The 12,336-nt window shown below is 57.3% G+C and carries 8 protein-coding genes; 6 read left to right on the top strand and 2 right to left on the bottom strand.

Features of this window, described 5'->3' with window-relative positions; all coding sequences use genetic code 11:
* The first annotated feature begins 195 nt into the window (after window positions 1-195).
* Both KBY72_RS12805 and KBY72_RS12800 read left to right on the top strand, forming a co-directional pair.
* Complete coding sequence (locus KBY72_RS12805; protein ID WP_254993746.1) at window positions 196-1,659, top strand: sensor histidine kinase; 1,464 nt, start codon at window positions 196-198, stop codon at window positions 1,657-1,659.
* Window positions 1,646-2,863: a sensor histidine kinase gene (locus KBY72_RS12800; RefSeq protein ID WP_254993745.1), complete on the top strand. Its 1,218-nt coding sequence runs from the start codon at window positions 1,646-1,648 to the stop codon at window positions 2,861-2,863. Before KBY72_RS12805 ends, KBY72_RS12800 begins: the two co-directional genes overlap by 14 nt.
* A 33-nt stretch (window positions 2,864-2,896) precedes the next feature.
* Here KBY72_RS12800 and KBY72_RS12795 read toward each other — a convergent pair whose 3' ends face one another.
* A complete protein-coding gene (locus KBY72_RS12795; RefSeq protein WP_254961973.1) occupies window positions 2,897-3,307 on the bottom strand; it encodes a response regulator in 411 nt (136 codons plus the stop codon).
* Between the two features lie 299 nt (window positions 3,308-3,606).
* Window positions 3,607-4,545: a helix-turn-helix domain-containing protein gene (locus KBY72_RS14470; protein ID WP_254993744.1), complete on the bottom strand. Its 939-nt coding sequence runs from the start codon at window positions 4,543-4,545 to the stop codon at window positions 3,607-3,609.
* Window positions 4,546-5,316: 771 nt separating this feature from the next.
* Between KBY72_RS14470 and KBY72_RS12785 the strand changes: the two genes are divergently transcribed.
* The 4 genes from KBY72_RS12785 to KBY72_RS12770 form a co-directional block, all read left to right on the top strand.
* On the top strand, window positions 5,317-6,180 hold the full coding sequence (locus KBY72_RS12785; RefSeq protein ID WP_254993743.1) for a response regulator transcription factor: 864 nt from the start codon (window positions 5,317-5,319) through the stop codon (window positions 6,178-6,180).
* Window positions 6,181-6,186: 6 nt separating this feature from the next.
* Window positions 6,187-6,426, top strand: a complete 240-nt coding sequence (locus KBY72_RS12780) for a hypothetical protein (protein ID WP_254961977.1) — start codon at window positions 6,187-6,189, stop codon at window positions 6,424-6,426.
* Complete coding sequence (locus tag KBY72_RS12775; RefSeq protein ID WP_254993742.1) at window positions 6,423-7,079, top strand: sensor histidine kinase; 657 nt, start codon at window positions 6,423-6,425, stop codon at window positions 7,077-7,079. Before KBY72_RS12780 ends, KBY72_RS12775 begins: the two co-directional genes overlap by 4 nt.
* Before the next feature lie 242 nt (window positions 7,080-7,321).
* Window positions 7,322-12,336 (top strand): peroxidase family protein (locus KBY72_RS12770; protein WP_254993741.1); only part of this gene is annotated, 5,015 nt, incomplete at its 3' end.

Here is a 12,336-nt window from a genome sequence, read left to right as displayed (position 1 = left end):
AAAAACCTGCGGCAAAGGCTCCTGCGGCAAAGAAAGCTCCCGCCACTACCAAGACCGGCCGCTTGCGGGCCAGTGCGGTGCGTGTGATCAGGGCGGCGGACAGCTGATGGCAGGCGCGGGCTGCGCCGCCGGCGCCCACTGGAGCTTGGGAAGGGGGTATGCCGGAGTTAGGATTAATTTGCTTTTTTCCATTCGATGGCCAAGGGTGTTGTCTCGATTCGACAGCGACTGTGGCTGTCGCTGGTTGCCCTGATTTCAGTCAGCTACGGGATATTGCTGGTGACAACGGAGGTTGTGATCCAGCGAGACCGCTTGCAGCGTCATGAGCGTCTTGTGATGGCTACAGCCGCTGCTATCAATGAGAACCTCGCGATCAGAGGCAATCAGGGAATCCCGGCGCTATCGAGGCTTGGTGAACAGGACCTTAGGGAAGTTCTCAATGAATTTTCAGCCACGCGCGTGCTTGTCTGGCTGAGTCGTCCATCTGCTCCGCCGGTTTTCCCCAATTCAGCGTCTGTGCAGGAGTTTTTCACCGATCCCAACAGGAATCAGCTGCTCATTGCGGCCGGCTTGAATGCACCCGGTATGCAGAAACCCCGCACGTTTACCTATAGAGGGGAGACCTACTTCACCTGCTCGATGCCCCTGGGGAATGGTCAGGGGGTGTTGCGCTTTTTGGAAGATGTGGGCATCAGTCCTGCCAGCCGGCAGGAAAACCTGATCATCTTGTTAGGGATCTGGTTGGTGTTGGTGTTGATCGCAACCCTGCTGATTAGACAGGTTACGGCTCTCGCCCTGAATCCTTTGCTGGGTCTCGAGCGGGTCATGGATGATCTCAGCCTGAGGCCATCGGGGGTGGTGGGTGGTGAGAGGGTTTTGACCGATGGGCAACCGCAGGAGCTCCATGGAATTGCAGCCTCTTACAACTCTCTGGCGGATCGTTTGCAGAAAGCCTGGACACAACAGAACTTGTTGATGCGCTCCATGAGTCACGAGTTGCTTACGCCGGTCACCCTGATCAGTAGCAACGCCCGTCGCCTCGCTCGTCTCGCTGGCGATCTTCCTGCTGATCAGAGTCGGCTGGTTGACTCTCTGCAGACAGAGGCTGGGCGCGTTAATAGTCTGGTGACCAGTCTTCTCGATCTTGCTCGAGGTGATTCCAATAACCTTTCGCTTCAGTCCACTCTTATAAATCCCTATCGGCTGTTGCAGCAAATCTATACGGATGTGCAGGTATTGCCTTGGGGAAGCCGCCTTCAATGGCAAGACCTTGACCAAGCTGATCCCGCTGTTAATGCCACCATCCATGCTGATGGTGAGCGACTGCGTCAATGTGTGCTCAATGCGTTAGAGAATGCCTCGAAGTATTCGCAGGCAGATCAGCCGATTTACATGTTGATTGACAGCACTCCTGAATTGGTGCGCATCAGGGTTGAAGATCGTGGTCCTGGCATCCCTGAGGCCGAGAGGGAATTGGTGTTTGAGCCCTTCTATCGATCGAAGCTCACCACAGGGGAAGAGGTTCGTGGCACCGGTGTTGGTCTTGCCATCGTCCGCCTGCTGATTGAAAGAATGGGTGGCAACGTGAAAATTGTGGATCAAGAACAGTCCGGCACCACTCTTCAGTTCGAGTTGCCGATTTGTCATGTCCAATCTTGATGATCGGATCCTGGAGCTTGCGCTCCAGACCAGCAACGAGCCAATGCTCATTATTGATGGCAAGCTCATTATCGCCTGGGCAAATTTCGCTGCCGTTAAAGAGCACTATCGGGCGACTGGCCGCGGTCTTGAGGAGTTTCTCGCCGATGTGCATCCAATGGCAGATTACTTTCAACCGCAACGTGCACTGAGACTCAGGCGGAAGATATCAACGTTACCGGTAGGTCAAGTGGCATGGAGGCTACCGCAGCAGGATCCTGATGAGGTTGGAGCGAGTAATATGCTGATTCGCTGGAAGCGCTTGTCTGAGGCATCGGATAAATACACTCTTATCACGATTCAGCATTTCGCTAGACGGCGTACTGATCCAGGGCCGGCTGAACAATCTCTGCGTAGCCAACAGGTCTTCATGAACCAGCTCATTCATGAGCTGCGCACCCCCCTCGCTATTGCCCAGGCTAGTTTGCGCCGGGCCGGCATCAAGCTCGATAGTTCGCTTAGTGCGTCAGGAGAATACCTAAATATGGTTAGTCAGGAGCTTAAACGTATGCAGCGGCTCATTGATCATTTGAGCGTGCTCACCGATCTGGATGCTAAAAGCAATCGTTGGAAAATGCGGTCGGTCTTGGTTTGTCAGCAACTCAAAGATTGGCATCACCAGTTGCCAGAGGTCTCTCGAGCCCGAGTTGCGTTCTATTTGTCGGATGAGGTGGGAGGTAACTACATCTCAGTTGACCCGGAGGCTCTTAATCTTGTTCTGAACAATATCTTGGATAACGCACTCCGTTATAGCTCCCCAGATCTTGGCGTGGTTGTGCTTTTTGCTGCTCAAGATGGTTGTCTCAGGATTTGTGTGGCCGATTGGGGTGTTGGTATTCCTGAGACTAAGAAGGAAAGTGTTTTTGACCGATTTCATCGGCTAGAGGAGCACCGAGATCCAAGCCGTGCTGATGGTGCCGGACTTGGTCTCGCCGTCTGTCGAGCTGTTTTGGGGGTCATGAACGGACAGATCACCCTCTTGCCATCATCTTCGGAACGATCACTTGAGGGTGAGCCGAAAACTGTGATGATGGTGCTTCTGCCGCTGCTTAGGATCAAGAAGGCGGATGATTTACCGGAGCTAGACCCCAGTATTCTCTTGATAGATGAGGCTCAGAGTGATAGCTGCAACAGAGTTTTGAATTACGTTCAAGCTCTCAAATGAACAACCAATCTAGGAGTGTTGGACGCTTAAGTCTCAAAGGTATTTGGATATAATCGTCTCGAGGTGTTCGAATAGATCTGGTTTGAGGATGTACTCTGTGGCTCCCTCAAGTTCTGCTTCTGTGCGCTTTTCATTATCACTTAGGGCCGTAAAAATAATCACTGGGCCTTCAAATCCGGCGCCTCTAATGCGACGAAGGCACTCGATGCCGTCCATCTGAGGCATCAGCAGGTCGAGCAGTACCAATGTAGGTGGATTTGTGTCCAGCTCATTAAGCAGATCGAAAGCATTGGTGTAACAGGTGGTCGCATAGCCGAGATCTATCAGTTCGTCTTCCAGCAGGCGTCTAATGCGCGGATCATCGTCCACCACGGCAACCTTGGCGTTCGCGCCAGTGCGAGTTGTGCCAACGGTATCCATTGGAAATTCATCATCAACAAACATTATCGCCGTTGGATGCTCGGATTGGCAAGTGTCTTCCGGAGCGATTTGGGCTCTTCTGTGCTGCGTGGAATACGTTCATGGCGCTTGCAGCTTGCAGGGATCGCCAGGCAGTAAGGATGGAGGCCTTGAATTAGGCTCACGGGTTGCCAATGCTGCTGGCCGCGCGCAGGCGCGAGCCCATTTGATAGAAAAAGCGATTTGAGCTTATGGAAATTTCACTCTACTATTGTCCATAATGGCGATATTGAAGCCCTGGAAATCATTTACGCTGGACTCACTTTGGATTCCCAGACCTATTACTAGGTTTTCTGAGGCTTTGTTTCGCGGGGGAGTTCGCCAAATAGGCGCTTGTAATTGGCTGCCATTCGCCCCGTGGGTTGGAGGCCGACTTGCTTGCACGCACTGCGGACATCCATTCGTTGCAGAAGTAGATCGCGAAAACGTATAAATCTCAATTCCTGCAGAAACTGAAGCGGTGACCGGTTCGTCACCGTTTGGAAGGAAACCTGCAGTGTGCGTGCTGAGATACAGCACGCTTTGCAGAGGTCCGCGAGGGTAATTGTTCCGGCCAGGTAATCCTCCATGAATGCCAGAGCAGCTTGCACATGGGCTGACTGGCTGGGCTCTGATGCATTGCCTGCAGCGGAGGAGCCTTTGGTGGTGCCCACCAGGCTTGCTATCAGTGAGAGGATTGAGGCTTCCAGAGGATCGATCAGCCTTGACTTTGCCGGACCTTCATCTTTATCGGCAAGGTCGAGTAGTTGCTGAGTGCAGGCAAGGATTAGAGTTTCGTGGCCGGGAATTGTTTCTTGGAGAGAGAGGAGGTCTGGGTCCTCAGTGCCGTGTAGCTCACATTCTCGCAAGAGGATCGTGGTTGGTACCTGCAACAGCAGTCCGCTGACCTGGTGCGAGATTATCTCGAGGTTGAGAACTTCGCCTGGAAGCAGGATGAAGGCCAGGCGTTTGGGAATCACCCTGATTTCCCGCTTTGCTGCTGCACCACGACATTGACCAGTTTCAGCGATGCAGATGGTGATGCTGTCGGCAGGGTTGCGGGCTAGGACCCTCCCGGCTTCCTCAATCTTGGCCTTGAGCAACCCAAGAGAGGAGCCTTTGAAGTCAACGCCGCAGAGGCTTGGAGTCTTCCCATTGGGCTTGAGGGGATCCACATGAGTTTTAATCGTTCCCAGCCACCGCTCCAAGGTGGCGTCAGTTGATATGTTCGGATTGACAGTCACGAACAAGCGCTAGTACGGACTAATGATGCGATGCTAACGGCTGGGCTCCTTTAGCGACAGATGCTGGTGCTGCTCCCTGCCCTCCTGCCCTCCTGTCCCACCTGGTAACCCCTCCTGGCAAGGGCCATCTGTTCGTCATGCGCGAAGGCAGTGTTCATATTGAGAGGTCTTCGAGCACCTGCCCGTTGGCCCGTGGAGGTCGTCCATAAGTTGAGTCATACCGGCGGTGATCCACTGCTGGCTCTGCCTCTCTTCACGTTTGGTGCCATGGCTCTCTGTTTCACCTACCGTCCTCAGACGAGGTCTTTTGTTTCGGCTGCAGCGCCCATGGAGCTGCAACAGCAGCCAGATGTGAGGCCGCCGCAACCAGCCCCGAACAGCGTTGCGCTTTCGAAACACCCAAGTGGCAAGTCACGCGCCTCGGCTCGCGGGGGTTCATGTGTCGATCTCCTGACAGCGTTCTGAAGCCTGCGGCTTATCCCAAGAAAAGCCTCAGGGCATGGAGCATCGGCTTGAGAATGGCCTTGGCTGCTTCGCTTGATTAATCAGCAGGGACAAGGCCAGCCAGTCGACAAGCCTCGGATTGCCAGCCAAAGCTGGATGAGGACCTCATGATCTCCAGTCTTGACGCCAGGAGATCCTGCTGGAGAGTTGAGCTTGATCGATGATTCCCAATATGCAATTGCTGCCAGTACACTCGACTGAGCGGACTCTCGTGGTGTGTGTCCACCAAATTATGGGAACTGCAAGGACCTAACGCTTATATCGACGATGCAATACCAGAATGCCTCACCTTCTGAACTTGGCGTTCGGGTTGACTTTAGTTCTGGCGAGTCATTAGTGCTGGAAATGGCTACAGCGGCGTCTGATCAGGTCGTTACTACCCCCGCCACGATTTCAACAGAGTCACCCGGAGCCAAGGTGTGGGTCTTGGATGACGATACGTCGTTGTGTCAGTTGCTGATGCGTCAGTTCAAGGCTTGTGGTTGGTTTCCCTTGGCCATTCACACAGCCACTGATTTTGACAGGCTTCTTGCAGATATTTATCCAGATCTTCTTGTGCTTGACCAGATGTTGCCCGACCAGACCGGCACCGAGATCCTCACAGGTCTGCGCAAGGCTGGCCATCATTTCCCTGTTCTGATGCTGTCTGCGCTCGGGGCTCCCGATGATCGCATTCACGGCTTGGAGGTCGGCGCCGACGACTACCTCAGCAAACCCTTCACAACCAAGGAGCTGATGCTGCGGATCGAACGGCTTCTGGGCTACGCCGGTCCTGGCTGGGCAGGGCTTGATCCCTCCCAGAATTGTTTTCAGATTGCCGAGGTGCTGTTCAATCCAGCAGAGCTCAGTTTGAGCTGCGGTGATGAGCTCCTTAGCCTCAGCCGCGGAGAGGCTGTCCTGCTGAGTAAATTCTGCCAATCTCCCAGTCTGATCCTCAGCCGAGAACAGTTGGCCCGTGGCAGTGGCAGTATCGTCGATGTCGGCTCCAGTCGCAGCCTCGACATGCGTGTGTCTAAGTTGCGTCGCCAACTCAACAGTTTATGGCCAGGTTTGGGGGATCAACTTGAATCTGTGCGAGGGCGCGGCTACAGGCTGATGGCTGAGATCCTCCGCCTGACACCAACCCATTGAGGCTGTATGGAGCGCTCCGCTCTTCAGTGCAGGCAACGGCAGGGGGCTCGTGACATCTGCGTCTGGTTTGTTTGGACCAACTCGCTGAGCGCCATCTTCCTTTTGATGGCCTGGTTCTATGGCGAAGCCCATCTGGTGCGTGGTGTGGCCGAGAATCTCACCCTCCGCCAGAAACTGCTTCCGCACCTCAGGCAGTTCGCTGGCACAGAGCGTGTGCCGGCAGCTGAATCGATTTTGACTGCATGAACAGCAATGACGAGCGGCAGCGCACCCTGTTGCGAGGCCTCATCCATGACATTCGTGGGCCGCTGGGTCGGATCAAGTTGCGCAGTGAACAACTGGCCGCTGGGTTGGTTCCTGTTGATGAGGTGATGGATGACGTGCTGAAGATGGATGCCGATGTAGATCAGCTCTGTGAACTCACCAACAAGCTGTATGCCTACGCCGATAGCCTGGCCGAGCAGCACGATCGCATTGATTTGGAGATCGCTGAGCTGTTAGGCCAGGTGGTTAACAGCTACAACAGTGACAACGTTCAGCTGGATGCCGAACGGAGGATCATGCGGATGAACCCGCTTGCGCTGAAACGGAGTCTCAACAATCTCATCGATAACGCCCTTGAGTACGGCCTGCCGCCGGTCTTGGTTTCCGCTAGGTCCGGCAAGGATGCGTTGATCATCAGCGTGGACGATCACGGCCATGGGCTTCAGCCAGCCAGCCAGTTGCTGATGCCACGCATGCCTGCATCCGGCGATCGCCACGAAACCAGTCACCGCGGCCTTGGTCTGGGCATCGTCGAGCAGTTCTGCCAAGCCCACGGTGGGTCCCTCGACCTGTTGCGTTCCGTCCATGGCGGGCTGAGAGCAGAGATGCATCTTCCCCTTCGGCCCTCAGCCTGAAGCGGTCCCGCTCAGCTGGCGAACCCGCGCCGCCACCAAGAGCGCCCCTGCTTGTAAATGGAATTACCTTCGTTGCGTCGTTGGCGCGCGTGGTTGTTCGTGGGTGGTCGTGTTGGGCGGGTTGGGATGTCCGCCTGGGTTGCTCTGCATAAGGTCGATTCGTGAGGGGTCCAGATCCCCGGACCTCAACTTCATTACCGCTTCTCCCCTTCAATTCGAGGAATTAACCCATCATGGTCATGATGAATCGCGGTGATCTGGATTTCATTCTCAAGCAGATCCTGATCGCCGAAGCCGACTCCCGCGGCGAAGACCTATCCACCTTCATCCCAGATACAACCCTGCCCTGGGGCCTGCGCCGCGTTGACGGCAGCAACAACAACCTGCGCCCCGGACGGGAAAACTTCGGCGCCGCCGACCAGCTTTTCCCCTCCCTGCTGCCTCAGCAGTTCCGTAACGAGGGCGACGACAGCATGTCGTTTGGCCCTGGAGCCACGCTTACCAACAACAATTACGGCGTCAACGCCAAAAACAACAATCCCAGCCCTCGCGCCATTCAGCCCGGCGATGTGGTGGATGTTGATCCCCGTATCATCTCCAACCTGGTGGTCGATCAGAGCCTCCAGAACCCAGCCGCCATCTACAGAGCCCTTGTGCTGGCTGGCTCCGCCGACCGCATGACAGATCTGGCGGAGATCAACGGCGCGGTGGATGCGCTTGAAGTCGCCAAAGCAGGCACTGATGCCGTTGCGATTGCTGCTGCAGAAGCTGCTCTGCGCACCGAGCTCAGCGCCAAGGGCATCAACGTGTTCGACACCCTGGGCGACCTCACCCGCGCCACGGTGGCTCTGCCCAACGTGACCCCCGATGAAGGCCTCTCGGCGCCGTTCAACTCCTGGATGACGCTGTTCGGCCAGTTCTTCGACCACGGCCTCGACCTGCTCGATAAGGGTGGCAAGGGCACCGTGTACATCCCCCTCCAGCCGGATGACGAGCTGTACGTCCCTGGCAGCCCCACCAACTTCATGGCGCTGACCCGCGCCTCGGTGGATGCCGATGGCAAAGCCATCAACAAGACCACTCCTTGGGTTGATCAGAACCAGACCTACACCTCCAACGCTGCAGCCCAGGTGTTCCACCGCGAGTATGAGCTCGTGGATGGCAAGCCGCAGGCCACCGGTCATTTGCTGGAAGGTGCTGGCAGTGGCCTGGCCACCTGGGCGGATGTGAAGGCTCAGGCCCTCAATCTGCTGGGCATCGAGCTCAACGACATGAACGTGCACGCCATCCCGGAGGTGCTCGTTGATGCCTATGGCAACTTCATCCCCGGCGCCAATGGCTTCGTGCGGTTGGTTCGCTCCATCGATGCCAGCGGTGTGGTCACGTCCGTAGAGGGCAACCCCGCAGCTCCCGTACGCACCGCCGATGGCTTCGTGTCCACCGGCCATGCCTTCCTCGACGACATCGCCCGCAACGCCAATCCCAGTGCCGGCAAGACAGCAGACACGGATACCGCCATCAGCTCGGCCACCGACCGGCAGCCTGTCAGAACCTACGACAACGAACTACTCGATCGCCACTTCATCACCGGTGATGGTCGTGGCAACGAAAACTACGGTCTGACCAGCCTCCACTACATCTTCCATTCCGAGCACAACCGCCAGGTGGATCTGGTGAAGGGCCTGGTGTTGGCGGAAGCCATCGCCGACCCCGCTGCCAACCTGACCTTCCTGAATGAATGGCTGAATACTCCGATCAGCGCAGAGGGTCTGGCCACGGCCAGCGCGGCAAGCCTCGATTGGAACGGTGAGCGGCTATTCCAGGCTGGCAAGTTGCCCACCGAGATGCAGTATCAGCATCTGGTGTTCGAGGAATTCGGCCGCACGGTTCAGCCGATGCTCAACGTGTTCAACGGCTACCAAGCTGAGCTTGATGGATCGATCGTCAGCGAGTTCGCCGATGTGGTGTACCGCTTCGGCCACTCGATGATGGGCGAAAGCGTGGATCGCTTCGATCAGAACTTTAAGGTGATTGGCAGCAATGGCGTGCGCGGTCTGGATCAGGAACAGGTGAGCCTGTTCGAAGCCTTCCTGAACCCCGTGGAGTGGACCAAACTTGAGGGAGTAGACGGTGGCATGAGCCAGGCTGAGGCCGCTGCGGCCGTGGCCCGCGGGATGACCCGCCAGGTGGGTCAGGAGATCGATGAGTTCGTGGTGGGCGATCTCCGCAACCGCCTGGTGGGCGTTCCGCTCGACCTGGCTGTTCTCAACATCGCCCGTGGCCGCGAGCGCGGCGTGCCGTCGCTGAACAACGCCCGTGAGGAGTTCTTCCGCGGCTCCAACGATTCAGCGATCAAGCCCTACTCCAGCTGGTGCGACTTCTCGCTCAACCTGCGCAACCCGGCGTCGATCGTCAATGTGATCGCCGCCTACGGCTCCCACAGCTCCATCACCAGCGCCACCACCTCCGAAGCCAAGCGCGATGCCGCCTGGGATCTGGTGATGGGTAAGCCCGGCGATGCGGCCTTCAACGCTGACCGCCTCGCTTTCCTCAATGCCCGCGGCGCCTATGCAGGCGACCCCAACCTGGGCGGTCTCAATGAGGTTGATTTCTGGGTGGGTGGACTGCTCGAGAAGACGATGCCCTTCGGTGGCATGCTCGGCACCACCTTCAACTTCGTGTTCGAAGTGCAGATGGAGAAGCTGCAGGATACTGACCGCTTCTACTACCTAACTCGCCTCGCCAACCTGAACCTCACGGCTCAGTTGGAGAACAACAAGTTCGCCGAGATGATCCATCGCAACACACCTGTCGAGCACCTGCCTGGCAACGTGTTCAAGGCGATGGATTATCAGCTGGAAGTGGATCAGTCCCGCCAATTCAATCAAGGTCTAGGCCTTGATGATCCGCAGGGTGCAGTCAACGGCCTCGATCCTTTCATCGCCGCCATGACCGGCGACCAGAAGGTGCTGCGCGCTGACCTGGATGGAGATCTCGACAATGATCTGCTCCAGTTTGTTGGCGGCGAGCATGTGGTGCTTGGTGGCACCGATGAAGCCGACACCCTGATCGGTGGCGACGGCGACGACACCCTCTGGGGTGATGCCGGCGACGACAACCTCGAAGGTGGTATCGGCAACGACTTCATCTTCGGTGGCGATGGCAGCGATGTGATCACCGACACCTTCGGTGACGACGAAATTCGCTCCGACGCTGGTGACGACGTTGTTAACGGTGGCCCCGGCCTCAACCTGATCATCACCGACATCGGTAGCGATGTGGTGATTGGTGGTCCAGATGATGAGGAGTTCCTGCTCGGCCAGGGCAACGACTTCGCTGATGGTGGTGCCGGTGTTGAAGCGATTTTCGGTGGAGAGGGTAACGACTGGCTCGAGTCCGGTCTGGAAAACGGTCTGCTGCTGGGCGACAACGGCGACATCATTCAGGGTATTCCCACTAAGCGCAGTGTTAATAGCCCGGTTATTGGTCACGACGTGACATATAACACCGGTGGCAACATTGATCATGACGCCGAAACTGGCAACGACGTAATGGTGGGTGGCCTCGGCACCGATAAGTTCTTTGGCCAGCTCGGCTTCGACTGGGCAACCCATATGAATGATCCCTACGGCATCTATGCCGATATGGATGCTCAAACATTGATTGTTCCTCTGGCTGCCGGTTCCCCAGGCGCCTCGATGGACAAATATCAACTCACTGAGGCTGTCTCTGGTTCTGCTTACAACGACTACATTCGCGGTACCGGCACTACACCCATACAATTCAATGTTGATCACATCCTGCTTGACGCGGATGTCAACCTGATCAATGGCCTGGACGCACTCCTGGCTGGCGTTAATGAGGCTGGCGCCACTCGCTTCAGCACGGGTGAAATCCTGATCGGCGGCGGCGGCAGCGACCTGATCGAGGGCCGCGCCGGCGATGATCTGATCGAGGGCGACAGCGTCCTGGAGGTGGGGATCCAGGTGACTCCCACCACGGGATCTCCCTATCTCGTGAGCCGGCTCGCAGAGATTCAGCAGCGGCTGTTCAGCCGTGACATCCTGCCCAGCCAGCTCAGCATCTGGCGTGGGATCAAGAACAGCAGCAGCGCTTCTGACGTTGACGTTGTTCAGTTCAGTGGAAACCGCGCTGACTACACCATTGAGGGCTACAACGCCGCCACTGGTGTTGCCGCTGACCTCAATGCTGACGGTTGGGTTTCGATTACTGACAACCGGGTCAACCGCACCGATGGTGCGGACCGTGTGAAGGCGGTAGAGCGTGCGCTGTTCAGCGATGGCAGCATCAAGATCGCTCAGCATGCCAACCGCATGGCTGAAGGCCGCGTCTCCCTAACTGTCGACGGTTTCGCAGCCGTTGACGGCACGGTGACTGGGGCTGTTGGTCAAGTGCTCGTTGCCTCCTCCGAAGTCCTTCGGGACTGGGATGAGCGCTCCGCTACCAATCTCCTCTCTGCGGTTACCGCTCCTGTGGAGTACACCTGGCAGGTTGAGACGGCCCCAGGCTCAGGCATCTTTAGGGATATCCTGACCGCCTTCAACGTCACCACCTCGCCGCTTCGTGGTCCCTCCATGACGGTGACGGCTGCCGAAGCCGGCCTCGCCATTCGCGTGATGGGCCGCTTCACCGACGCCGCCGGCGCGATCGAAACCGCGTTCTCCAATGTCAGCAGCGTTAACCCCAACGATGCTCCCAGCGTGGTGACACCGATCAACGCTGCCGCTGCCATCACTGAGCTGGACCGCAACGCTCCGCTGGCCAACAACTTCACCCACACGGCTACCGGTTCCTTCGGAGTCGTTGATCCCGACTTCGCCAACATCCTGAGTGTCAGCGTCGTCAGCAGCACCAGCAACTTCCCTGGCCGCACCACCCCGATCGGCACCCTGGTGCCGACCATCACCGACAACACCAACGGCGACGGCACGGGCTCTGTGAGCTGGACCTACCAGGTCACCGATCTGGGCCTAAACCCTCTTGATGCAGGTGCAACGGCGACGGAGACCTTCGTGCTCCGCCTCAGCGACGGTGCCGGCGGGATCACCAACCAGGTGGTCACCCTGGTGCTCACTGGCACCGCTGATCCGGTGAACGCTGCTCCCAGCGCCATCGGCCTGGTGGTGAGCGACAGCACCCCCACCCAAACCCAGCAGGTCACGGTGCAGGGCCAGGACACCATCAGCGACCCCAACGGCATGCCTGCCAGCCCGGTGTTCACCTACCAGTGGCAGCA

Source organism: Cyanobium sp. BA5m-21 (assembly GCF_024346235.1).
Taxonomy (GTDB): Bacteria; Cyanobacteriota; Cyanobacteriia; order PCC-6307; family Cyanobiaceae; genus Cyanobium_A; species Cyanobium_A usitatum.
This window is presented reverse-complemented; position numbering and strand designations above follow the sequence as displayed.

Bases quoted from the DNA above. Each gene is read 5' to 3' on its own strand.
- KBY72_RS12805 (WP_254993746.1), top strand. From the start codon at position 196: ATGGCCAAGGGTGTTGTCTCGATTCGACAGCGACTGTGGCTGTCGCTG.
- KBY72_RS12800 (WP_254993745.1), top strand. From the start codon at position 1,646: ATGTCCAATCTTGATGATCGGATCCTGGAGCTTGCGCTCCAGACCAGC.
- KBY72_RS12795 (WP_254961973.1), bottom strand. From the start codon at position 3,307: ATGTTTGTTGATGATGAATTTCCAATGGATACCGTTGGCACAACTCGC.
- KBY72_RS12785 (WP_254993743.1), top strand. From the start codon at position 5,317: ATGCAATACCAGAATGCCTCACCTTCTGAACTTGGCGTTCGGGTTGAC.
- KBY72_RS12780 (WP_254961977.1), top strand. From the start codon at position 6,187: ATGGAGCGCTCCGCTCTTCAGTGCAGGCAACGGCAGGGGGCTCGTGAC.
- KBY72_RS12775 (WP_254993742.1), top strand. From the start codon at position 6,423: ATGAACAGCAATGACGAGCGGCAGCGCACCCTGTTGCGAGGCCTCATC.